A 23,086-nucleotide genomic window follows, 5' to 3' on the forward strand; every position below is an offset into this window, starting at 1 on the left:
TGCGCGGCTGAGCGACGGTGCACCCGTTCAGCCGCGCTGTAATTTCAGCGGCTGGGTGCGCGCAAGATCGATCAGGTGTGTCATGTACGGCTTTTTCGCGTCATCGGCCCGGATGGCAGCATAAAGACGCCGGGTGATCCCATCCTTGGTCAACGGACGCGTCACGTAATCCGAATTGTACTTCACCTCGCGCACCACCCAATCGGGCAGCACCGCCACACCCCGGTTCGAAGCCACCAGCAACAGGATCACGGCCGTCAGTTCAACCTGACGAACCGCTTTGGGGACGACCTTGGCAGGGGTCAGCAGCTGGCTGAACAGATCCAGCCGCGCCCGGTCGACCGGGTAGGTGATCAGGGTCTGGTCGCGGAAATCTTCGGCCTCGACATAGGGCTTGTCGGCCAACGGATTGCGCGATGACGCGACAAACACCGGATCATAGTCGAAAAGGGGTTCGAACTGGACACCGGCAATGTTTTCCGGATCGGATGAAATGACCAGGTCGACCTCTTCCTTTTGCAACGCGGGCAGGGCATCGAAGGCCAGACCGGGGCGAATGTCGACATCAACGTCAGGCCACGCCTTGCGGAATTCTTCGAGCACGGGAAAAAGCCATTCGAAACAGGCGTGACATTCGATGGCAATATGCAGACGCCCGGCCCTGCCCGACCTGAGCCCTGAAAAATCCTCTTCCAAGGCGGCAACGCGCGGCAGGACCTCTTCGGCCAAGGCCAACAGTTTCTTGCCCGCCGCCGACAGCTTGAGCGGTTTCGATCTGCGCACGAACAGTTCGACCCCGGCTTGATCTTCAAGTCCTTTGACTTGGTGTGACAGCGCCGACTGGGTTATATTCAACTGATCGGCCGCGCGGGCCAGACCGCCGGCCTCGTGGATTGCCTTGATGGTACGCAGATGTCTGAATTCCAGGTGCATGTGAAAGCAATTCATTAATTTGATGAGTAATATGAAATTGTCTCACAGCGGCGAACATGACACAAGGCCCGCTCAGACACGTAAAGGAATCGACATGTCCGCGCCTCGCATCAGCTATGAATTTTTCCCGCCGCAATCGATCGAGGCGACGTTCCGCCTGTTTGAAACGGTGAATGCGCTGGCCCCGACCCACCCCGATTTCGTGTCCGTGACCTATGGCGCGGGCGGCACCACGCGCAAGTTGACCCATGATGCAGTCGGGACGATTCACAAACACTACGGGTTGAATGTGGCCGCCCACCTGACGTGCGTGGATGCGACCCGCGAAGAAACGCTGGCCATCGCAGACAGCTATGCCGATGCCGGCGTAAGCGAAATTGTTGCGCTGCGCGGCGATCCCCCCAAGGGTCAGGGCAGCTTCAGCGCCCATCCCGAAGGCTTTGCCAATTCGGTTGAACTGGTCGAAGCACTGGCCAAGACCGGCAAATTCAGGATCCGCGTGGGCGCCTACCCTGACCCCCACCCCGAGGCCCCCGACAGCCAGGCCGATGTCGATTGGCTGAAACGCAAGATCGATGCGGGTGCCAGTAGCGCGATTACCCAGTTTTTCTTTGAAGCCGACACGTTCTTTCGGTTCCGGGACCGCTGCGAAAAGGCCGGTATAGACGCCGAAGTCATTCCCGGCATCCTGCCCATCGAACACTGGAAAGGCACCAAGCGCTTTGCTGAACGTTGCGGCACCCCGGTGCCTGAATGGCTGGACGAAAAGTTCGAAGGGGCGATTGCCGACGGCGCCGAGGCCCGGCTGGGGCGGGATCTAGCCATCGATCTGGCGTCCAAACTGATGGACGGGGGCGTGGAAAGCTTGCATTTTTACACGCTCAACAAGCCCGCGCTAACCAGTCAGGTGGTCGGCGCGTTGGGCGTATCCGCCGCCCCGGTGAAACCCGCCGCAACGTCAACAACCCAGGTGGCCTGAGCGCAATTGACCTTGCGCGCGGACGGTTGCAGCGTGCCGTGGCGCAATGGGGGGAATACTATGACAAGATATGTGGCACAGACGCCCGACGAATTGATTGATCAGGACAGCACGTTGTCGATGTCCGGCCTGGACTTCATGAAAGGCATGGTCGAGGGGCGCATCGCCGGGCCGCCGATGGCCGCCGCGCTCAACTACCAGATCACCGAGGTCAGCGAAGGCCGGGCCGTATTTCGCGGCGCGCCAAAGTTCGAATTCGTCAACCCGACGGGCGCCGTGCATGGCGGCTGGTACGGGACACTTCTGGATAGCTGCATGGCCTGCGCCGTGATGACCGCCGTGCCCAAGGGCGCGATCTATACCACGCTGGAATACAAGGTGAATATCGTCCGCCCGATCAAGCTGGGCGTGCAGGTCGATGCCATCGGCATCCTGCAGCACGCGGGCCGGTCCACAGGGGTCGCCACGGGCGAAATCCGGGGGGTTGAAGACGGCAAGCTCTATGCTACCGGATCTACCACCTGCATCATCATGCAGATCCGCTGAGCGCGGCCTCTAGCGTGGGGTGAAACCGCTCGGACGGGTCCGCACCGACCATGCGGCGGCGGCGCGACAAGAACAATTTTGCCGCGCCGCGCCATGTGCCGACTGATGGTGCATCGGCATCTTGGGGAAAGCTGGCCTTCCACCCCGGCGGCAACGGCAGGCCAAGTGTTTCGGCTTGCTCCATCATCCATACGAACGGCACGTTGGCCAGGGGTCTTGCGCGGTGATAGCCGCCCAGTTGCCCCCCCACATCCCCATGCGTGCCGCGAAACCACATCTGGACCAGATTGCCCGACCATTCGGGATCGCTCACCCATAGCACCGGCGCGTAGGAATTGCGGGTTTCGTGAAAGGCCAGCGCGTGAAACCCGTTTTTCACCCCGTGTGAAAGGTGGTGATTGTGAAACTGGTGCTTGGTCTCAGAAAAGCGCCAGATGATCGGCGCCCGCAAGCCCAGCGCCTTGACCGTGTCCCACACACCGATCATTTCGATCGTGACTTCGCGATGGCAATGAACCTTGGCAAAGCCTTCGCGCGCAGCCGCGCCATCCGCGGATTGATAGAGCCTGTAAGCCTCGCGCAGGTTGCGCTCGGTCGCGTGGCTTGCCGTCAACAGCCCCACGCGGTCAATCAAACCGGCAAGCGAGCGCACCGCATAGGCCCCCCGCGAATAACCGAAAAGGAATATCCGGTCCCCCGGACGGTAGCGCGAGGCCAGAGCGCCGTAGACCCGGCGGATCTGCTGGTTGATCCCCCGCCCTTCGATGACGTTCAGCGCATCGCGCCAACCGGTCCATTGCACACCCGCCTCATAGCGCAACGACGTCTGACCCAGGGGCAAGGCCGCCTTGATCAGACGGTACGCAAGACCGGCGTTGGTTTCACGCCCATGGCGCAGCGACGACATCGTGCCATCCAGGATGATCACATGCGTGACCGGCCCGCGCCGCACGACGGGTCCACTGGCCTCTTGCTTGGGGCGCAGCCCGACAAGGCCGAATATGCGATCACTCAGGCGCAGACTGAACCTCCTGCAGGGTGGACCAGACCCGCGACGGGGTGAACGGCATGTCCGCCACCCGTACGCCCTGCCCCCACATTGCATCCAGTGCGGCGTTGGCCACAGCGGCCAGTGCGCCGACGGTGCCGGCCTCGCCGCAGCCCTTTATGCCCATCACGTTCGCCTTTGAAGGAACCGGTTCCGAATGGAACGCAATAAAGGGAACGTCGTCGGCGCGCGGCAAACCATAATCCATGAACGTTGCCGACAGCAGTTGACCGCTTTCATCGAACGCCAGGTCTTCGGTGATGGCCTGACCGATGCCCTGCGCCACGCCACCATGCACCTGGCCTTGGGCCAGCAGGGGGTTGATCAGGTTCCCGAAATCGTCCGCAACCGTGTATTTGACCACTTGCGTCTTGCCGGTGTCGGGGTCGATTTCGACCTCGGCGATGTGACAGCCATTGGGAAATGAACGCGCGTCCAGACGTGCGGTTTCGCGGAAACTCAGCAAATCGGTGCGCGCGGCCTTTCGCGCCATTTCGGCCACATCCATCATCGTGGGCGTGTCGTTGGACCCATCGATACGGAAATGTTCGTCGTCGAAACTGACATCGGCGCGCGGCACGTCGGCATCTTCGGCCAGGAATTCGCTGAAGGCTTCGATCATGAAGGTCGCGGTGGCCAGCGTGGCGTTGTTCTGGGTGGTCACGCTGCGCGAGCCACCCGTGCCGCCCCCCGTCGGGATCAGATCGCTGTCGCCCTGGATCACGTCGATCCGATCGACCTCAATCCCGGTCTGATCGGCCAGAAACTGGGCGTAGACCGTTTCGTGCCCCTGCCCGTTGGATTGCGTCCCGACATATAAATTGACCCGGCCGCTTTCCAGAAATTCCACATGGGCGGTTTCGCTAGGATCGCCAAGGATCGATTCGATGTAATAGCACAGGCCCCGCCCGCGCAGTTTGCCCGCGGCGGCCGAGGCCGCCCGGCGCGCATCGAACCCGTCCCAGTCCGCCTCGGCTGTCGCGCGGTCCAGCACGCGGGCAAATTCACCCACATCATAAAGTTCCCCGGTCTGCGTGTCATAGGGGAACTGATCGGGCTTGATAAAGTTGATCCGCCGCAAATCGCGCGGATCAATCCCAAGTTGGCGGGCCGCGTAGTCCATGGTGCGTTCCAGGGCGTAAATCGCTTCTGGGCGACCCGCGCCGCGATAAGCGTCGACCTGGGTGGTGTTGGTGTAGATGCCTTTCACGGCCAGGAAGACGTTTGCGACGTCATAGGTGCCAGTCAGAACGCGCGCGAACAAAAAGCTCTGGATGGACTGGCCGAAGTTCGAATTGTAGACGCCCAAATTCGACAGCGTCGTCACGCGATAGCCGGTGATCCGATAGTCGGCGTCCAAGGCCAGCTCGCAGGTTGACGTCAGGTCGCGCCCGGCATGATCCGACAGCATCGCTTCGGTTCTTTCCGACATCCAGCGCACCGGGCGCCCCGTCACCCTGGCCGCCAGCGCGCAGGCGAAATACTCGGGATAAGGCGCGGCCTTCATGCCAAAGCCACCGCCCACGTCCGGGTGGGTGACGCGCACCTGGTCGGGATTGATCCCGAAGGCGCGTACCAGTTCGCCCTTCATGCCCCAGACGCCCTGACCGTTAAAGCACAGGTGGACGCGGTCGCCCTGCCATTGGGCATAGCAGCCGCGCGGTTCCAGCGAATTGACGATGACGCGGTTGTCCGGAACATCGACCTTGACCACGTGGGCCGCAGCCTGAAATGCCGCTTCGGTCTGGGTTTCGTCGCCGATGGCCCAGTCATAGGCAACATTGTCCGGCGCTTCGGGGTGAATGGTCGGCCCGCCCGGAGCCACATCCATCTTGACCGGTAATTCATTGAAATCGAACAGGATCAATTCGGCCGCATCGCGCGCCTGATCAAGCGTGTCCGCAACAACCAGCGCAATCGGTTCGCCCACGTGGCGGACGCGATCCTTGGCCAGCATGGGCCGCAAGGGCGCAGCCCCCCTGGATCCGTCACGGTTTGTCATCAACGACCCGCTCATCGAGATATCCATGCCAGCGGCTTCCATGTCCGCCACGCTCAGAACCGCCGCTACGCCCGGGGCAGCGCGCGCATCTTCCAGGTCAAGTTCGGTGATATCGCCATGGGCAACCGGGGATCGAAGGAACACGCCATGCAGCGCATCGGCAGGCGCAATGTTATCGACATAGCGCCCATGCCCGGTAAGAAAACGAAGGTCTTCGCGGCGCCGCACCGGCTGGCTCTTGCCGAATTTTTCCATTTCAGGCCTCCCGCTGTTTTCTGCCAAACACTAGCCTGCCTGCCGCCACTGTCCAACCCATGCGATCATGCGCGGTCTTTCCCTTCCTGCGCGCATTGGGTAAGCAGTGCCGCAGCACAGCAATTCGACCGGAAGGCGACCGATCATGGCGATGGAAAAAACATTCGACGCACGCGAAGCCGAAGCCCGTATTTACGACACATGGGAAGCCGAGGGCCGTTTCAAGGCAGGCGCGAACGCCTCGTCAGACGAAACCTTCAGCATCATGATCCCGCCGCCCAATGTCACCGGCAGCCTGCACATGGGCCATGCGTTCAACAACACGTTGCAGGATATCCTTGTCCGCTGGCACCGGATGCGCGGGCACGACACGCTGTGGCAGCCGGGTCAGGACCACGCGGGGATCGCCACGCAGATGGTCGTCGAACGCCAGTTGGCGCAAAATAAGGAACCCTCGCGCCGCGAAATGGGCCGCGAGGCCTTCACCAAGCGCGTGTGGGACTGGAAGACCGAAAGCGGCGACACGATCATCAACCAGCTCAAGCGGTTGGGCGCGTCCTGCGACTGGTCGCGCAACGCATTCACCATGTCAGGCGCCGAGGGCGCCCCCGAAGGCGAAGAGGGCAACTTTCACGATGCGGTGATCAAGGTCTTTGTCGACATGTACGAAAAGGGCCTGATCTACCGCGGCAAGCGGCTGGTGAACTGGGACCCGCATTTTGAAACCGCGATCAGTGATCTTGAGGTCGAGAACATCGAAGTCGATGGCCATATGTGGCACTTCAAGTACCCGCTGGCGGACGGCGCCACTTACACCTACATCGAAAAGGATGAGGACGGGAACATCGTGCTGGAGGAAGAGCGCGACTATATCGCGATCGCCACCACCCGCCCCGAAACCATGTTGGGCGACGGCGCGGTGGCGGTGCATCCGTCGGACGAACGCTATGCACCGATCGTCGGCACGCTCTGCGAAATCCCGGTCGGCCCCAAGGAACACCGCCGCCTGATCCCGATCATCACCGACGATTACCCCGATCCCGATTTCGGCTCGGGCGCGGTCAAGATCACCGGCGCGCATGACTTCAATGACTATAGCGTCGCATCGCGCAACAACATCCCGATGTATCGCCTGATGGACACCAAGGGCGCGATGCGCGACGACGGGGTGCCCTATGGCGATGCCGCCGCCCGCGCCAGGGAAATCACGGCCGCGGGCACCTTCGATCCGAACGAGGTCGACGGGCTGAACCTGGTGCCTGAAAAATACCGCGGCATGGATCGTTTCGACGCCCGCGAACAGGTGATCGCCGATATCGACGCCGAAGGGCTGATGATCGAGGTCGAGGACAAGAAGATCATGCAGCCGTTTGGTGACCGCTCGAAGGTCGTCATCGAACCGATGCTGACCGACCAGTGGTTCGTCGACACATCGAAGATCGTCGAACCGGCACTGGACGCCGTGCGCAAGGGGCGCGCGAACGGGGGCACTGACATTCTGCCCGAAAGCGACCGCAAAGTGTATTTCCATTGGCTGGAAAACATCGAACCGTGGTGTATTTCCCGCCAGCTCTGGTGGGGGCATCAGATCCCGGTCTGGTACGGGCTGGACCTAGGCTATGACAAGGACATGAACGCAGATGGCGATCTGGACCACGTCGAGCTGCTGGGCCTGCTGACCGAAGGCGGGATGCTGCACGCGGGCGACGTGATGCATTGCGCCGCTGACTTCGCGGGCGTTCAGGATGCCTTCCGGCGCGAGATTTACGATGTGCCGAACCCGTTGTCCCATGCCGCGATCATCGAAGTGGCCGACAAGCACGAAGCCATCGAACGTCTGGCCGAAAGCCTGGCGCAGTATGCTGTCGATCAAGACCCGACCAAGCTGGTCTACCCGGTGTGGCGCGATCAAGACGTGTTGGACACGTGGTTTTCATCCGGCCTGTGGCCCATTGGCACGCTGGGCTGGCCGGAAAAAACGCCCGAGCTAGACAAGTACTTCCCGACAAGTGTGCTCATCACCGGCTTTGACATCATTTTCTTCTGGGTCGCCCGGATGATGATGATGCAATACGCCGTCGTTGGGGAACGCCCGTTTGACACGGTCTATGTCCATGCGCTGGTCCGCGACGAAAAGGGCAAGAAGATGTCCAAATCGCTGGGCAACGTTCTGGACCCGCTGGACCTGATCGACGAATACGGCGCCGACGCGGTGCGCTTTACCCTGACGGCCATGGCCGCGATGGGGCGCGATTTGAAACTGTCCACGCAGCGCATCGCGGGCTACCGCAACTTCGGCACAAAGATCTGGAATGCGGCCCGGTTTGCCGAAATGAACGGCGTGTTCGACACTTATACGCCGGGGGCCACCCCTGCGCCCAAGGCCACGCTCAACCGTTGGATCATGGGCGAAGTTGCCAAGACCCGGGTGGCCGTCGCCGCCGCGCTCGAGGACTTCCGCTTCAACGATGCGGCCAATGCGCTCTACAGCTTTGTCTGGGGGACATTCTGCGACTGGTACGTGGAATTCTCCAAGCCGCTGCTGCTGGACGAAAATGACGACCGGCAGGAAACCCAGCAAACCATGGGCTGGGCACTGGATCAGTGCCTGATCATGTTGCACCCGATCATGCCCTTCATTACCGAAGAGCTATGGGGCACCATGGCCAAGCGCGAAAAGCCACTGGTCCATGCCGACTGGCCGACCTATGGCGACGAACTGGTCGACGCCGATGCTGACCGCGAAATGAACTGGGTCATCAGCCTGATCGAAGCGATCCGTTCAGCCCGCGCCCAGATGCACGTGCCGGCCGGGCTGAAAATCCCCATGTTGCGGGTTGAAACCGATGATGCTGGCCGCCGCGCCTATGCCACGAACGAAGCGCTGATCATGCGTCTGGCCCGAATAGACAGTCTGGCCGAAAGCCCCACGGTCCCCAAAGGGGCAATCACCATTCCCGTTGCCGGGTCCACCTTTGCCCTGCCCATCGCCGACATCATCGACATCGACGAGGAAAAAGCACGGCTGGAGAAAACCCTCGGAAAGCTGGAAAAAGAGCTGGGCGGACTGCGCGGGCGGTTGAACAACCCCAAGTTCGTCGAAAGCGCGCCCGCTGAAGTGGTTGAAGAAACACGCGAAAACCTTGCCGCGCGCGAAGAAGAAGACGCCAAGCTGCGCGAGGCACTTGCACGGCTGGCCGAACTGGGCTGAGCCGAATGGTCCACGGCCTGTCGCATGTCACGGCGGGCCGCTTTGCATCGCCCAGCCTGCAGCGCCGTCCGGCCCGCAGGGGCTGAATTGCCCGCCCGTCCTGCCCGTTTGATCGAATGCCCGTTTGATCGAATGCCAGCCCCGCAGGGCCTGCGCCGAAACCGCCTGTTTGGAGTCCACAAGCGCCGCCGGGCTGCGGACCCTGCACAAAGACCTGCACAAAGCAGGCGTCGCGGCCAGAAAATCCACGCTGGCGCGTACCGGACCAAGCGTGCGAGGCGCGGCGCATCCACGGTGCCCAAGTGGGCCATGGCGCGAATTGTCGATCTGAAAACGCGGTCAATCCTATTGCTCGGCGCGCGGCGCGAATTCTTGTCTTATGTGAACTTCGGCTCACGCTTTTGCAGGAATGCCATCACGGTTTCCGCCTGATGCGGATTGCCGATCAACGCGCATTGCTCGCGGCTTTCTTCGTAGAGCACCTTTTCCCGCTCGCCCTCTTCTGCCACCCGGATCAAACGCTTGCCGGCTTGCACCGCCGACGGGCTTTTGGATGCGATCTTTTCAGCCAATGCGCGCGCGGCGGCGAGCGGATCATCGGACAGTTCGCTCACCAAGCCCCATTCTGCCATCTTCGAGGCAGGGAAAATGTCGGCCGTGAAGGTCAGCCGCTTGATCACGTCGCTCCGCGTCAGCCGCGGCATCAAAACCATGCCGCCCATGTCGGGCACCAGCCCCCACTTCAGCTCCATCACCGACATCTGACATTCGGGATGCGCAATTCGGATATCGGCGCCCAGCGCCAACTGGAATCCGGCGCCAAAAGCCATGCCATGCAAGGCCGCAATCACCGGCACCCGGCAGTCCTGCAGGCACAAGGCAAACTGCTGCATCGCGTTCGCGTCACCATGGGTGCGGGCCATGATACGGTCCGTGCGCTCTTTTCCGTCATCGCCTTGAAACTTCTGGAAATTCGCGATGTCCATCCCGGCGCAAAATCCTGCGCCTTCACCGCGCAGAACGCAGACCCGCGCGTCTGATGCGTCAATTTGTGCGACAGCCCCGATCAGTTCATCCACCATCTGGTAACTGACCGCGTTTCGCTTGTCTGGCCGCATCAGCGCCAGATCGGCAATGTGGTTTTCGATGGTTAGCGCGACGTGTTCCATGATGTTACTCCTGCCGTTTTGCGCCAGCTTACGCGCGGGTTGCGCCCACCCCAAGCGTAACGCAACGAAACAACCCTTGCACCGCAGCGCCGTCGACGCTCATATCGCGGGCATGACCACGCCTCGATACACACCGCTTGTCGCATCCTTGCCCCAATCTGTGCCCTTCATCGGCCCCGAAACGATGGAACGTGAACGTGGACGCCCCTTTGCCGCGCGCCTGGGGGCGAACGAAAACGTCTTCGGCCCATCGCCAAAGGCAATCGAAGCCATGCAAGCGACTGCGCCCGAGGTCTGGAAATACGGCGATTCCCTGAGCCACGATCTGCGACATGCGCTGGCCAGCCACCACGGCGTGTCGGATCGCAATATCATTGTTGGCGAAGGGATCGACGGGCTTTTGGGGTATCTGGTCCGCCTGATCGCCGGGCCGGGCGACAAGGTCGTGACTTCGTGGGGGGCCTACCCGACGTTCAACTATCACGTGACAGGCCATGGCGCAGAACTGATCACCGTTCCCTACAAGGACGATGCCGAAGATCCGGATGCGCTGATCGCAAAAGCCGCCGATGTCGGCGCGAAGCTGGTCTATCTGGCCAACCCCGACAACCCAATGGGCAGTCGGCATTCGGCGGCGCGGATCAGCGCGATGATTGAGGCATTGCCGGACGGTTGCCTTTTGGTTCTGGATGAAGCCTACATCGAATTTTCGCCCGAAGGCACGGCGCCTCGGATCGATCCCGATGATCCCCGTGTGATCCGGTTTCGCACCTTCTCCAAGGCGTATGGGATGGCTGGCGCGCGGGTTGGCTATGGCATTGCGGCGCCAGAGCTCATCGCCAGCTTTGATAAAGTGCGCAATCACTTCGGGATGTGCCGGATCAGCCAGGCCGGCGTTCTGGCCGCATTGCAGGATCAAGTGTGGCTGCTGCACGTGGTCAGCGAAACCGCCGTCGCCCGCAATCGCCTTGCCGATATTGCCGCGGCGAATGGCCTGAGCGCGTTGCCGTCGGCCACGAATTTCGTGGCCATCGATTGCCACCGTGACGGCGCCTTTGCGCGCAAGGTGATGACCGAGCTGTTGGCGCGGGACATCTTTGTGCGCATGCCGTTCGTTGCGCCGCAGGATCGGTGCATTCGCGTCTCTGCCGGCACAGCGGGCGATCTTTCGGCGTTCGCCGATGCGCTGCCGGACGCTTTGGAAGCGGCGCGCCTTTAGGCGGACGCCATCACCTGCGCGGCTGCGTCTGCGGCCCGTTCGCCGTGGGCGATCCCCAGCGCTTTCATCCCGGCATCCATCGCGCCGATCACGCCCATCACCATGTTCATGTTCACATGCCCCATGTGGGCGACGCGGAAATAGCCGTCGGCCGCCGGGTCACCCGGGGGGACCATGCCCAGGCCAATACCAAGGGTCACGCCCGCCTTGTCGATCAGCCATTCGCGCAGCGCCGTCCCCTGCGGCGGGTCAAGCCGCAAGGTGGTGACGGCCCGGCTGCGTGTGGCCGGATCGGTCATGTTGATGCGCATCGACCCGCCCTGCCCCCACGCATCGAACGCGGCCCAATAGGCCCGCGCGAACAGATCATGGCGCGCCCAGACCTGCTCGATCCCTTCGTCGTGGATCATGTCCAACGCCTTGCGCAGCGCGAAAATGTGATGGGTCGGCGACGTGCCGTCAAAGTAGCGATAGACCTCATCCGCGTCGATGCGCGGCGCCCAATCCCAATAGGGCGTTCGGCAGTTGGCCGTCGCCCCGGCCCGGCGCGCCCTGTCATTGCAAAAGATGAACCCCATTCCGGGCGGCGTCATCAGCCCCTTCTGACTGGCCGAAATGGCCACATCAACGCCCCACGCATCCATTTCGAACCGATCGCACGCCAGCGAGGCCACGCAATCGACCATCAACAGCGCCGGGTGCCCGGCAGCATCCATCGCCTGCCGGATCGCCGACACATCCGCGAGAGCCGATGTCGCTGTGTCGACATGGGTGACGGTGACCGCCTTGATCGACTGGGCGGTGTCGGCGGCCAGGGCCTGTTGCACCCGGGCCGGATCTGGCGCCGCGCAAAGACCGAAATCAATGCGCTGCACCTGCGCGCCCAGCGCGTCGGCCACATTCGCCCATCCTTCGCCAAAGCGGCCGTTGACCAGCGCAAGAACCTTGTCGCCGCGCGACAGCACATTGGTCAGCGACGCCTCCCACATCGCGTGCCCGTTGCCGATGTACATCGCGACGTGCCCGGCGGTCCGCGCCACAGCGCACAGGTCCGGGACAAGCGATCTTGTGATATCGTGAATTTCGCCAGTGTAGATGTTCGGCGCAGGCCGGTGCATGGCCTGCAAGACAGCATCGGGCATGACCGACGGGCCGGGAATGGCAAGATAATGACGTCCGGTATCGGGCATATGGCGCGTTCCTTGTCCGCTTATGACCAATTGCTAGGTCGGCTTCGGCCCGAGGTCAATCTGCCGCGCCATTCTTGCCCCGTCGCGCACAACAGATTAGATGGGCATCCAATGCCGCGCCAGCGGTCTCAATCGGGGCGACCATGCCAAGCCAAAACCGACCGCTGATCAGCCGCCTGTGGTTCCAGAAAGGCGATACGCTCGATACCCCTGGGGATCGCGCGCGGGCAATGGTGCATTTCCATCTGGTCGATCACGCCTATCTGCGCGGTCTGTGGCACAACGAAGACGAAATCGCACCGGGTGCCTGGCGGTCGAACCAGCCCTCTCCGCGTCGCTTTGACCGGTTTGCCCGGCGCGGGATCAAGACGGTCCTGAACCTGCGCGGCGAAAACAAGAATCCGCATTACCTGATCGAAGCCGAGGCCTGTGCGCGCCTTGGACTGACGCTGATCAACTACCCGATGGCTGCGCGCGCCGCGCTTGAGCCGGACCGCTACCTTGGGTTGCTGGATATCTTTGACACGATCGAAAAGCCCTTCGTCATGCACTGCAAGTCTGGGGCCGATCGGGCCGGGCTGGCTTCGGCGCTGTACCTGATCCACGTCGAAGGCGTTGCACCGCGCAAGGCCAGGGCGATGCTTTCGCGGCGGTACGTTCATTTGAAGCAGACCAAGACAGGTATTCTGGATCACTTGCTGGATTGCTACATCGAGGCGCATGACGAAACCGGGATAGCGCTGCGTGACTGGTTCGAAACCGTTTACGACCGTGAAACAGTCCGCGATGGTTTCACGCCGCGCTGGAGCGTGTGACATGAACGCACAGTATTCCCACAAGAAGATCCGCAAGTGGCTCTTTGGCACCTATCTGCGCCCGCACACTGGCGTGATCGTCCTGTCTCTGATCCTGATGGCCCTGGAAGGGGGCATGCTCGGGGCGCTCAGTTTTCTGGTGCAACCGATGTTCGACGACGTGCTGGTTGCCGGCAGCCGCAGCGGCTTGGTGGTGATCGCCCTGTCGGTCATGGGGGTGTTCCTTGTGCGAGCGGTGGCGGGCTTTTTGCACCGGGTCTTGATGAAACGCGTGGGCCAAAAGGTGGCTGCGGGATTGCAGCGCGATATGGTCGCCCATGTCCTGACGCTGGATTCAGGGTTCTTTCAGGCCAATTCACCGGGCACACTGATCGAACGGGCGCGGGGCGACACCTTGGTGGCGTCGGAAATCTGGGCCCGGCTCTTTGCGGCTTTGGGGCGCGACACGGTGGCGCTGGCCTCGCTCTTGGGCGTGGCGCTTTGGACCGATTGGAAGCTGACCTTGATTGCGGTGGCGGGCGCGCCGCTTCTGGTGCTGCCAATCATGGGCCTGCAGCGGTGGGTGCGCGTGACCGCCCGCACAGCCCGCGCCGCCGCCGCACGGATTGCCACCCGACTGGACGAGATTTTCCACGGCGTCGATACCATCAAGCTGTCGGGGACCGAGGCACGCGAGGCCACGCGCTTTGACGAAGAGTTGGACGGGTTCGTGCACGCACAGGTCAAATCCGAAGTCGGACAGGCGGCCATCCCCGCCCTGATGGACATCATCGCGGGCCTGGGCTTTATGGGCGTGTTCTTTTACGGTGGCTTGCAGATTGTCGAAGGCACCCGCACGGTCGGCGAATTCATGTCGTTCGTCACGGCCATGGCGCTGATATTTGAACCGCTGCGCAAGCTGGGCAACATTTCGGGCGTTTGGCAGGCCGCGCTGTCCAGCTTTGAACGGCTATACGATATCTTTCAACACAAACCCACGATCCTGTCCCCCGCAGCCCCCGCGCCTGTCCCGGCCGATCCCAGCAAAGCCGACGTCGTGCTGCGCGATGTGGCCTTTGCCTATGGCGACACCCCGGTTTTGCGCGGCGCGACCCTGACCGCCGAGGCCGGGAAAACCACGGCCCTTGTGGGGGCGTCGGGCGCCGGGAAATCGACCGTTTTCCGCCTGCTGACCCGATTGGCCGATCCAGACAGCGGGCAGATCCAGATCGGCGATGTCCCGGTCGACAAGTTGAACTTGCATGATTTGCGCAGTTTGTTTTCGGTGGTCAGCCAGGACGCCTTGATGTTCGATGAAACCATCCGCGACAACGTCCTGATGGGCAAAGACGCCGCCCCCGAGGCGTTGGACAAAGCGCTAGACGCCGCCCACGTGGCGGATTTCCTGCCGCGCCTGACGAACGGGCTCGACACGCCCGCTGGGCCCCGCGGAAGCGGTCTTTCCGGGGGGCAACGGCAAAGGGTGGCCATCGCGCGGGCCCTGCTGCGCGACAAACCGATCCTGTTGCTGGATGAAGCGACAAGTGCGCTGGACGCACAGTCCGAGGATCTGGTGCAAAAAGCGCTGGACCAGCTGTCCAAAGGCCGCACGACACTGGTGATCGCCCATCGCCTGTCCACCGTGCGCGACGCGGACAAGATCGTGGTGATGGATCACGGCCGCGTCGTCGAACAGGGCACCCATGACGACCTGCTGGCTCAGGGCGGCATCTACGCCGATCTCTACCGGCTGCAGTACGCCGGTGGCAAGACGGTCAGCGATCCTGATAACCGCGGGAAAGCCTTGCCGGATCAGCGCCGCAAAGGTAGCGGGCAAGACGCCAGAGGTTCCGGCTTCCTTGGCGCAGCCAACCGTGCGCTTGATAGCGTTCTGAGCGTGTTTCGACGCTAAGCGAGCTGCGCTTGATCCGGCCGCGCAGCGCCCGGGCCAGGGCAACATCCTCCATCAGCGCAATATCCTGATACCCCCCCACCGCGTCGTAAAGGTGCCGCGGGACAACCAGCCCCTGATCCCCATAGGGCAAACCCAGCCGGGTGCGCGCATTGGCCCATGCGGCTGTGACGCGCGCCATCGGATGGCGGCTGTCGAACGCCAGTCGAAACACCAGAGCAAAATCCGGCTGCTTGGCAATGTGATCCAACACCGCGTCGCTCCATCCATCGGGAAGACGCGTATCGGCGTGCAGCACCATGATCCAGTCGCCTTTGCTGGCCGCAACGCCGCGCGCCAGTTGGCCACCGCGCCCGGCGGGTCCCACGATCAATTCGGCGCCAAGCCCATCGGCCACTTTCGCAATGTCGTCTGTTGATCCGCCGTCGGTGATCACCAGTTCGCGCACCAGCCCGGCCTGCAACCCTTCGAACAAGGCAGGCAGGTTTGCCGCCAGTTCGGGCGCCGCATTCAGTGTCGGGATCACGACAGACAGTGCCGCACGCATCACGGGTCCTTTCCACTACGTGGCGCATGACTATATTGACCAGCAAAGGCAGGAAAGAGAACATGCGCGCAATCTTTGAAATCCAAGGGGCCGATCGGGCCGATTTTCTACAAGGTCTGGTCACCAACGACGTCAAAAGCGGCGATCTGATCTATGCGGCCTTGCTGACGCCGCAGGGAAAATATCTGGCCGACTTCTTCCTTGTCCGTCGCCCGGACGACTATTTGCTGGATGTGGATGACAGCTTGGCACCGGGCCTTTTGCAGCGTCTGAACATGTACAAGCTGCGTGCGGATGTCGCCATTGCGCCGTCGGATCTGTCAGTCGCCTGCGGCACGGGCGATGCGCCACACGGCGCCCTGCCCGACCCCCGTCACCCTGAGATGGGATGGCGCCTTTATGGCAACACATCAGGGAATGACGGAACGGACTGGACCGACATTCGGGTGCGCCATTGCATCCCCGAAACCGGGATCGAATTGACCCCGGACACCTACATTCTGGAAGCCGGATTCGAACGCCTGAACGGGGTCGACTTCAAGAAAGGTTGCTATGTGGGACAGGAAGTTACCGCCCGGATGAAACACAAGACCGAGCTGAAGAAAGGCTTGCGCACCGTGCGAATCGAAGGCGCCGCACCGGTCGGAACCGACATCGTTACGCAAGACGGCAAACCTGCGGGCGTTCTGTATTCTCAGTCTGGCGATCAGGCCATCGCCTACCTGCGCTTTGACCGGGCAACCGGCCCATTGCGCGCAGGCGACGCTATCGTGCAGCCATGAACATCGCGGCGGCGCTCAAAGACCTGGGCATCGCGAGTCGCCGGATCACGTCGTTGTCCGGTGGCGCGCTTTCAGACGTTTACCGGGTGGACACCTCTCGGGCTGTCTTCGCGGCCAAGACGGGACCCCATGTCGCTGTCGAGGCGCGCATGTTGCGCGCGATGGCAGCCGCAGGGGCGCCGGTGCCAAGGGTGATAAACGAAGCCCCCAACCTGATCTTGCTTGAATTCCTGCATGACGCGCCGTGCGGACACGATAGCTGGGAAGCCGCAGGGGCCGCGCTGCGCGACATGCACGCCACCACAGGCGATGCATCCGGCTGGCCCGAAGATTACGCCTTTGGCGCAGTCGATGTGGTCAACACGCCCTGCTCCGACTGGCCTGAATTCTGGGCCGAACGGCGCCTGCGCCCATTTGCACAAACGTTCCCGGACCTGGCCCCACGGATCGACACGGCTTGCCAGCGCTTGCGCGGCATTCTGCCTGACCAGGCTTGCGGGCTACTGCACGGCGATATGTGGTCAGGCAATCTTCTGGCAACAACGCGCGGCGTCATGATGATCGACCCGGCCTGCTACCATGGCCATGGCGAGGTGGACCTTGCCATGCTGGATTTGTTCAGCGAGGTGCCCCCAGCCTTGGCTGCGGGGTATGGCCCGTTGGAGCCCGGATGGCAGGAAAGGCGCAGGATCTACCAGATTTTTCCGGCCCTTGTGCACCTGGCCCTGTTCGGAGGCAGCTATCGAAACCTGGTTGACCGGCTCTTGCCAACCTAAAATCCGGGGCTGGCCAGAGCGACCCTATGCGCGCTCGGAATATTCCATCGTTTCGGTGTTCACAACGATGTCTTCGTCCGTCCCGACAAATGGTGGCACCATCACACGCACACCGTTGTCCAACACTGCGGGCTTGAACGAATTCGCCGCAGTCTGGCCTTTGACAACAGGTTCCGTCTCGACGATCTTGCAGATCACTTTCTGTGGCAACGTCGCGTTCAGCGCTTCTTCTTCGTAGAATTCGACGACAATCGTCATGCCATCTTGCAAAAACGGGCGACGCTCGCCCAGAATATCGGCAGGAATAGTGACCTGATCGTAGGTCTCGGTGTTCATGATGTTCAGCAGCCCATCGCTTTCGTAAAGGAACTGCATGTCCTTTTGCTCAAGCCGGACCCGTTCCACCTTGTCGGCGCTGCGAAACCGTTCGTTCAGTTTACGCCCGTCGCGCAGGTTCTTCAGTTCGACCTGAGCGAACGCGCCGCCCTTGCCCGGCTTGACGTGATCAACCTTGACCGCGGCCCACAGGCCGCCGTCATGCTCAAGCACGTTTCCGGGGCGAATCTCGTTTCCGTTGATTTTTGGCATGTGGCAAAACCTTGACAATAGGTTGAAGCAAATTTGGCAAACCCTATATCTTTGGTCAGACCGCCTGGCAAGCAGACTAGATATCGTAGCGCAAACATGCGAAGAATGCACAAAATGCATGGCAGGCATGCATTTGCGTTGTATCCGAATCGCGTTGGACCTGCCATAAGGAACGCCACGCCAGAAAGACAAGAGCAATAAACAAAAGGACCACACATGGCTGATTTCGTTGACAGCACCGCGTTCAATTATGAGCAAGGCCAACGCGCACGTAAACTTTTTGCGGCCGTGGTTCTGGCCGCATTGGATGATGCGATCGCCGATGACAAGAAATATGGAAATGGGCCCGAGCAGATCGCTCGGTGGGCCCGTTCGCGCGACGGTCGTGAAGTGCTGTCTTGCGCCGGGATCGATCCTAACGAACGGGTTGTCTCGGGCCTGATGGAATTCGTGGGCAAAGGCGTGCGCACGTCGGTCGCCCTGTCGCGCGAGGAAAGCGAACGGCGGAACGCCGCACAGCAGGCCGAAGCCGCCTGATCGCGCAGAAATTTGGGTTGGATGCGCGCTCGCCTGAACGGCGGGCGCGTTTTTCATTGCGCCAGCCTAAACGACGGCGCCAAAGATTTTCCCGACCGCTGCGGTGATCGCCATCGCCACGACACCCCAGAACATCACGCGCAGAGTGCCCTGCCCCAGCGGCGCGCCCCCCGCCCTGGCTCCGGCGGCGCCAAGCACACCCAGAAACACCACCGTCGCGGCAAAAACGTAGATGTTAAATCCTGCGATGGGCGCAAATGTTGCCACGATCAACGGCGCAGCGGCGCCGACGGCAAAGGTAATCGCCGACGTCCAAGCGGCCTGAAACGGGCGCGCGGCCGTGATTTCATTCAGGCCAAGTTCGTCCCGCGCATGCGCCCCCAGCGCATCATGCGCGGTCAGTTGCCGCGCCACCTCTAACGCCGTTTCGGTGGTCAAGCCGCGGTCTTCGTAGATCGAGGCAAGCTCTCTGAGTTCAGGTTCGGGGTTGTGTTCAAGCTCGTGTGCCTCTCGGGCAAGGTCGGCCGATTCCGCGTCTGACTGGCTGGACACGGACACGTATTCGCCCGCCGCCATCGACATGGCGCCGGCAACCAAGCCCGCGATTCCTGCTGTCAGAATTTCAGATTTGTCCGCCGAGGCCGCCGCCACCCCAACAATAATCGATGCCGTTGAAATCAGCCCGTCATTGGCGCCCAAAACCGCAGCACGCAGCCAGCCAGTCTTGTGGACATTGTGTTCTTCTGCGTGTGCACTCTGCATTGGGCAACCCTCTGTTCCCCACCACTCTGGGACACACGACGCTGGCTTGCAACGCCGCGCCAGGGCGGCGCGACAATCAGTCCAGCTCGCGCAGGGTCAAAGCGCGTTGGACTTCGCGGCGAACAAGACGGCGGACATTGCGCGTGATGCGTTCGCCAAGATCGCCTTGCAGTTCTTCGCGCACGATTTGTGCGACAAGATCCTTTAACGCGTCTTCGTCAAGAACGGCATCGTCGCCTTCCATTTCCAGTGGATCATCGGCGCCAAACAGGTCGTCATCGAGATGCGCGAAGTCGTCGTCGAACTGCGGGCTGTCCTGGGCCAATACTTCCGCAGATTTTCGCGTGACCGGTTCGTGCCGGCCATCAAATCGTGTTCCACTGGCCGTGCGGGACAAACTGAGAATCGTTGCGGTATGGGGCGCGCCAGCCGATTCTTCGCTGCCATCGGGTTCAAATTCACCGGCCTGCGCACCGATCGCAGCTTCCAATTCGGCGATGCGCTCTTCCAGACTGCTGTGTCTGCTCGGCGCTTCTTCGGTGCCTTCACTATCGATGATCTCGGCGTCCACGATCTCTGAGCTCTGATCATCGGACGGATCATCTGCGCGGTCGTCTACCCATTCTACTGGGTCATCAGCGCGATCTGATTCGGCCGCGGACACCGGATTGTGCAAGGCCAACACATCTTCAAGGTCACTGGCCAGATCGGAAGCGGTTTCGTTCGGGGCGGTTTCTTCGGGCGCGAAGTCACCGCCGGCCTGTTTGCGGGAAACAGCATCTTCGTTGTCTTGTACGCGCAATGCCGGCGTCAGAACAAACTTCTCAGGTTCCTTGCGCGCTTCGGGGGCAACATCGTTCGTTGCGCCCGTTTCGGACACAAGACGACGGATCGACGACACGACATCTTCGATCTCAGGCATCGACATTGGATCCGACATGCGCAGCTCTCCATACCTGCATTGGTACACAGTACCCGCCCAGATTACCCCACACAACAGATAGGGAAAATCTTAGTTTTTTCCCAAGCTCTCAAGCACCCGGTCCAGTTTTTCGCCTTGGGGCGATACGCGGGTCAGCGGTGCAGTTTTCACCGCATTGTAATACGCCGACGGGTCATACCGTGGCACATTCAACCCCAGATGATCGACCGTCAACAACCCCATGGCCCCCAATACGGAATAGACCGCGCGATAGCGTCCCAGCTCGGCCTGAATGGCCGAAACCTGCGCATTCAGAAGGGTTTGCTCGGCTTCGAGCACATCCAACGTCGTCCGCGCGCCCAAAGTCGCCTCTTCCTGGACGCCGCTAAAGGCTTCGCGCGCCGCGCGAACCTGGCGGGCCGTCGCCTCGATACTGGCGGTCGTGACACGCGCGGTGGACCAAGCGGTTCCGATCGATTGTTCCACCGTACGCACCACCTGGATCAAATTCGCGCGCGCGGCGTCCCGGCTTGCCGCCGCAACACGCTCCAAAGACCGCAGGTTGCCGCCCTGGTAGATCGGCCCTGACAAGCTCAGCCCGATCGTATCGTTTGGGTTGTCGTCGGTCAGCCCCACCGAAGCGCTGGCACCAAGCGTCGGGCGCATGCTGGCCCGCGCACGCATGATGTTGATTTCGGCTACGGTTACATCGCGTTTGGCCGCTTTGATGCTGGGATGCTGTTCGCGGGCGACAGCGCGGGCCGCATCAATCGACGTTGCCGTTGCGGGCAGTTGCGCAGGCCGGTGCAGGTTTTCCGGATAATGCCCGGTCACTGCTTTGTACGCCTCGCGCGCGGCGGCCAAATCGCCCTGCGCGAGTTGTTCGTTTGCGCGGGCCTGCGCCAAGAGTGCCTGCGCCTGGCTGACATCCGTGCGCGTCACTTCGCCCACCTCGAAACGGTCTTCTGCCGCACGCAATTCCTGGGTAATCAATCGCACGTTGGACGCGCGAAGCCCCACAATGGCCTGCGCTTCGATCACATCGAAATAGGCAGTGACTGCGTTTTGCAGAACCGCCTGTTCAACCCCGACCAACCGTTCACGCGTAGCAAGCACGTTTTCCTTGGCCGCATCGATCGCCAACTGGCTCTTGCCAAAATCATACAGCGTCATCTGCGCGGTCAGGTTCAGCGAATTGACCCAGTCTTCGGTCAACGACGAATAGGTCATACCCGCAGAATAGCCCACGATCGGGCGCAGCCCGGCAATCGCTTGGGCAACGTCTTCGTCAGCAATGCGCAACAAGGCGCGGTTTTGCTCAAGTAGGCCAGACGTCTTGTAGGCCGAGGCCAGCGCATCGGCCAAGGACTCGGCCCACGCGGCGCCACCGGTTAGCCCGAGCGATACAGCCAAGGCGCCTACCATGCATTTGAACTTCGAAACCTTCATGACAATTGCCTCATATGTCTTGCAGTGACGATCCGGCTGAATCGCCGCGTCACAGTGCGAATGCTCTTTTGGCCTCGAAACCGGACAGGACCGGGGCGCTTGCGTGAAACGCATCGCGCCAGTTGACCTGGCCATCGAAATTATACCCGATTCTGACGGTGCCCAATTCGCCTTCGGTGAAAATCGCGGAAATACGGCCGCCGTCCTTCAGCTGATCGGTCAACGCCTTGGGCATTTGTTCTACCGCACCCTGAAGGATGATCACATCATAGGGCCCGTGCTTTGCAGCCCCTTCGGCCAGGGGCCCCGTCACGACGGCAACATTGTCGTAACCGTGATCGGATAGGTTGGTCTGCGCGTCAGCTGCCATGGCTTCGTCAGATTCAACCGCCACCACCGCTTCGGCCAGGCGCGACATGACTGCGGATGAATAGCCCAGCCCACAGCCCAGATCCAAAACCAACTCGTCGGGTTGAATATTCAGCGCATCCAGCATCTTGGCCAAGGTGCGCGGTTCCAGCAGCACCCGATCGCCACCCAGCGGGATGCTATCGCCAACATAGGCCGCTTCACGCTTCGCATCAGGTACAAAATCCTCGCGCGGAACATTTAGCATAGCATCGATGATGGGGAACTTCGTGACATCGGACGGTCGCACCTGCGTGTCGACCATAATCGTCCTGCGCATATCGTAATCCGGCATGTGTTGAACTCTTTTGTTCATTTTCTCCAAACCCTTTGCCATAGATAGGGCTACCGGGCAACTGCTCAACCGACGCACCCCCATCCCACGCGTGGAACTGTCACCTCCATGCCACCGCCGCATACTGTCGCCGGTTCTGGATTGCTCTCTTGAAACCTCGCAAGAAAGAGATTAGTGCATCGCCGTACCACCACGGCGGCGAGTTGGCGGAGTGGTGACGCAGCGGATTGCAAATCCGTGTACACCGGTTCGATTCCGGTACTCGCCTCCATTATTTTCAATGTCTTGCGTCATCCCCCTTCTCCTTCACTGGCGTTTTTGAAACAACCGTTGAAGCTTTCACGTTTCGGTCTTGCGTCGGTCCATGTGATTTTTCGCCCCTTGGGCGCGCTTCGCGAGTTCCCTTTGCCGGATTACTTTTTTGGCATCGCAACGCCTGAGTGGCCGGTGACAGCCTTGACCATCTCGTGATCACATCCGGCCAAATACACCTCGATCGTCGCGTTTTTCCTCCGCAACGATACGGTAACTCACTGGTCGCCGCTTGGCGTCGGTCACAATGGTGTCATTCGTTCGCTCAAGTCCATCGTGATGGGCCTTCAGGCGGTCGATAAGCGGGGTTCATAGCGGCTTGTCGGTTTTGCCCTGCGTGAAATCGAATCCTTCAGCGCGCGTCAGCGCCGTCATCTGCACCGTCTTGCCGCTGACCGTGGCCATGTGAAACAGACGGTACGGGTTGGTCGGGCGCTGCGGGAAGTCTTC

At 61.4% G+C, this 23,086-nt stretch carries 20 protein-coding genes, 1 tRNA gene and 1 pseudogene; 11 read left to right on the forward strand and 11 right to left on the reverse strand.

All coding sequences use genetic code 11. The features are described 5' to 3' along the window. Positions 1–27: 27 nt before the first annotated feature. The gene (locus tag ACP2AV_RS04290) at positions 28–933 is read right to left on the reverse strand and encodes a LysR family transcriptional regulator (protein ID WP_426371451.1); all 906 of its coding nucleotides are present in this window, start codon (positions 931–933) and stop codon (positions 28–30) included. Between the two features lie 94 nt (positions 934–1,027). Here ACP2AV_RS04290 and metF point away from each other — a divergent pair, with 94 nt between their 5' ends. Continuing rightward, complete coding sequence (gene metF / locus ACP2AV_RS04295; RefSeq protein WP_426371452.1) at positions 1,028–1,912, forward strand: methylenetetrahydrofolate reductase [NAD(P)H]; 885 nt, start codon at positions 1,028–1,030, stop codon at positions 1,910–1,912. A 60-nt stretch (positions 1,913–1,972) separates the two neighbouring features. Next, positions 1,973–2,458, forward strand: coding sequence for a PaaI family thioesterase (locus ACP2AV_RS04300; RefSeq protein WP_426371453.1), 486 nt, complete (start codon positions 1,973–1,975; stop codon positions 2,456–2,458). On the opposite strand, the gene ACP2AV_RS04305 is transcribed toward ACP2AV_RS04300, so the two are convergent. Together ACP2AV_RS04305 and ACP2AV_RS04310 are read right to left on the reverse strand one after the other, a co-directional pair. Next, entirely contained in the window at positions 2,442–3,479 is a 1,038-nt protein-coding gene (locus ACP2AV_RS04305) for a DUF2235 domain-containing protein (protein WP_426371783.1), read from the reverse strand. The two genes, ACP2AV_RS04300 and ACP2AV_RS04305, sit on opposite strands and share 17 nt — an antisense overlap. Beyond that, positions 3,466–5,763 carry a xanthine dehydrogenase family protein molybdopterin-binding subunit gene (locus tag ACP2AV_RS04310; protein ID WP_426371454.1) on the reverse strand — a complete coding sequence of 766 codons (2,298 nt, stop codon included), beginning with the start codon at positions 5,761–5,763 and terminating at the stop codon, positions 3,466–3,468. Before ACP2AV_RS04310 ends, ACP2AV_RS04305 begins: the two co-directional genes overlap by 14 nt. A gap of 145 nt (positions 5,764–5,908) precedes the next feature. Between ACP2AV_RS04310 and ACP2AV_RS04315 the strand changes: the two genes are divergently transcribed. Continuing rightward, complete coding sequence (locus ACP2AV_RS04315) at positions 5,909–8,974, forward strand: valine--tRNA ligase (RefSeq protein WP_426371455.1); 3,066 nt, start codon at positions 5,909–5,911, stop codon at positions 8,972–8,974. Positions 8,975–9,351: 377 nt separating this feature from the next. Here the strand turns inward: ACP2AV_RS04315 and ACP2AV_RS04320 are convergent, their stop codons facing one another. Continuing rightward, entirely contained in the window at positions 9,352–10,143 is a 792-nt protein-coding gene (locus ACP2AV_RS04320; protein ID WP_426371456.1) for a crotonase/enoyl-CoA hydratase family protein, read from the reverse strand. 112 nt (positions 10,144–10,255) lie between these two features. Here ACP2AV_RS04320 and ACP2AV_RS04325 point away from each other — a divergent pair, with 112 nt between their 5' ends. Beyond that, complete coding sequence (locus ACP2AV_RS04325; RefSeq protein ID WP_426371457.1) at positions 10,256–11,362, forward strand: pyridoxal phosphate-dependent aminotransferase; 1,107 nt, start codon at positions 10,256–10,258, stop codon at positions 11,360–11,362. On the opposite strand, the gene ACP2AV_RS04330 is transcribed toward ACP2AV_RS04325, so the two are convergent. Continuing rightward, complete coding sequence (locus ACP2AV_RS04330; protein ID WP_426371458.1) at positions 11,359–12,552, reverse strand: pyridoxal-phosphate-dependent aminotransferase family protein; 1,194 nt, start codon at positions 12,550–12,552, stop codon at positions 11,359–11,361. The genes ACP2AV_RS04325 and ACP2AV_RS04330 overlap by 4 nt on opposite strands. Positions 12,553–12,695: 143 nt before the next feature. Between ACP2AV_RS04330 and ACP2AV_RS04335 the strand changes: the two genes are divergently transcribed. Both ACP2AV_RS04335 and ACP2AV_RS04340 read left to right on the forward strand, forming a co-directional pair. Further along, positions 12,696–13,367 carry a fused DSP-PTPase phosphatase/NAD kinase-like protein gene (locus ACP2AV_RS04335; RefSeq protein ID WP_426371459.1) on the forward strand — a complete coding sequence of 224 codons (672 nt, stop codon included), beginning with the start codon at positions 12,696–12,698 and terminating at the stop codon, positions 13,365–13,367. A gap of 1 nt (position 13,368) precedes the next feature. After that, positions 13,369–14,880: pseudogene (locus ACP2AV_RS04340) on the forward strand (ABC transporter ATP-binding protein); the annotation flags it as partial. A 241-nt stretch (positions 14,881–15,121) separates the two neighbouring features. Here ACP2AV_RS04340 and ACP2AV_RS04345 read toward each other — a convergent pair. Beyond that, the gene (locus ACP2AV_RS04345) at positions 15,122–15,805 is read right to left on the reverse strand and encodes a TIGR04283 family arsenosugar biosynthesis glycosyltransferase (RefSeq protein WP_426371460.1); all 684 of its coding nucleotides are present in this window, start codon (positions 15,803–15,805) and stop codon (positions 15,122–15,124) included. 62 nt (positions 15,806–15,867) lie between these two features. On the opposite strand from ACP2AV_RS04345, the gene ACP2AV_RS04350 reads away from it, so the two are divergent. Next, complete coding sequence (locus ACP2AV_RS04350) at positions 15,868–16,587, forward strand: YgfZ/GcvT domain-containing protein (RefSeq protein ID WP_426371461.1); 720 nt, start codon at positions 15,868–15,870, stop codon at positions 16,585–16,587. Further along, positions 16,584–17,363 (forward strand): fructosamine kinase family protein, encoded by a 780-nt coding sequence (locus tag ACP2AV_RS04355; RefSeq protein ID WP_426371462.1) that lies wholly within the window; start codon positions 16,584–16,586, stop codon positions 17,361–17,363. The genes ACP2AV_RS04350 and ACP2AV_RS04355 overlap by 4 nt, the downstream gene beginning before the upstream one ends. Positions 17,364–17,387: 24 nt before the next feature. Here ACP2AV_RS04355 and efp read toward each other — a convergent pair whose 3' ends face one another. Beyond that, entirely contained in the window at positions 17,388–17,951 is a 564-nt protein-coding gene (efp, locus tag ACP2AV_RS04360) for an elongation factor P (RefSeq protein ID WP_426371463.1), read from the reverse strand. A 216-nt stretch (positions 17,952–18,167) separates the two neighbouring features. On the opposite strand from efp, the gene ACP2AV_RS04365 reads away from it, so the two are divergent. Beyond that, entirely contained in the window at positions 18,168–18,488 is a 321-nt protein-coding gene (locus tag ACP2AV_RS04365; protein ID WP_426371464.1) for a DUF6280 family protein, read from the forward strand. Between the two features lie 66 nt (positions 18,489–18,554). Here the strand turns inward: ACP2AV_RS04365 and ACP2AV_RS04370 are convergent, their stop codons facing one another. The 4 genes from ACP2AV_RS04370 to ACP2AV_RS04385 form a co-directional block, all read right to left on the reverse strand. Next, positions 18,555–19,250, reverse strand: a complete 696-nt coding sequence (locus tag ACP2AV_RS04370) for a VIT1/CCC1 transporter family protein (RefSeq protein WP_426371465.1) — start codon at positions 19,248–19,250, stop codon at positions 18,555–18,557. 76 nt (positions 19,251–19,326) lie between these two features. After that, complete coding sequence (locus ACP2AV_RS04375) at positions 19,327–20,190, reverse strand: hypothetical protein (RefSeq protein WP_426371466.1); 864 nt, start codon at positions 20,188–20,190, stop codon at positions 19,327–19,329. Between the two features lie 72 nt (positions 20,191–20,262). Beyond that, complete coding sequence (locus ACP2AV_RS04380) at positions 20,263–21,621, reverse strand: TolC family outer membrane protein (protein ID WP_426371467.1); 1,359 nt, start codon at positions 21,619–21,621, stop codon at positions 20,263–20,265. A gap of 49 nt (positions 21,622–21,670) precedes the next feature. After that, positions 21,671–22,324 carry a protein-L-isoaspartate O-methyltransferase family protein gene (locus ACP2AV_RS04385; protein ID WP_426371468.1) on the reverse strand — a complete coding sequence of 218 codons (654 nt, stop codon included), beginning with the start codon at positions 22,322–22,324 and terminating at the stop codon, positions 21,671–21,673. A 197-nt stretch (positions 22,325–22,521) separates the two neighbouring features. On the opposite strand from ACP2AV_RS04385, the gene ACP2AV_RS04390 reads away from it, so the two are divergent. Next, positions 22,522–22,595 (forward strand) — tRNA-Cys (locus ACP2AV_RS04390). Continuing rightward, a complete protein-coding gene (locus ACP2AV_RS04395; RefSeq protein ID WP_426371469.1) occupies positions 22,562–22,795 on the forward strand; it encodes a hypothetical protein in 234 nt (77 codons plus the stop codon). Before ACP2AV_RS04390 ends, ACP2AV_RS04395 begins: the two co-directional genes overlap by 34 nt. The last annotated feature ends 291 nt before the right edge of the window (positions 22,796–23,086 follow it).

It is taken from the genome of Aliiroseovarius sp. PTFE2010, from assembly GCF_049943335.1.
In the GTDB taxonomy this organism is placed as follows: domain Bacteria; phylum Pseudomonadota; class Alphaproteobacteria; order Rhodobacterales; family Rhodobacteraceae; genus JBNFVY01.